Here is a 259-nt window from a genome sequence, read left to right as displayed (position 1 = left end):
CTTCGGCGAGGAGTTGACGGGCGCGGTCGGGGTTGTACGAGATGCTCCCGGAGAGGTCCTCGTAGCCCGGGTCGAGCGGCGGGATCGGGCCGTACAGCGTCTGGCCGGAGCCGAGCGTGTCGATGAGCGCCTGGTGGTCGATCGAGAGGCGCAGCGCTTCGCGCACGCGCTGGTCACTGAGCGGCGCACGCGCATTGTTGAAGGCGAGCGTGCCCTTGTCGGTGGTCAGACCCGACTCGATGTGGAAGCCCGCGGCTCC

The 259-nt window shown here is 69.5% G+C and carries 1 protein-coding gene; it reads right to left on the bottom strand.

Translation table 11 applies throughout. From position 1 onward, the window contains the following. The coding region (locus tag I5G_RS21830) for an ABC transporter substrate-binding protein (protein WP_036327595.1) at nt 1-259 on the bottom strand (259 nt) is incomplete at both ends.

Source organism: Microbacterium sp. B19 (assembly GCF_000333395.1).
GTDB lineage: Bacteria > Actinomycetota > Actinomycetes > Actinomycetales > Microbacteriaceae > Microbacterium.
Note: the sequence above shows the minus strand (reverse complement) of the source record. Positions and strands in the feature narration are given on the sequence as shown.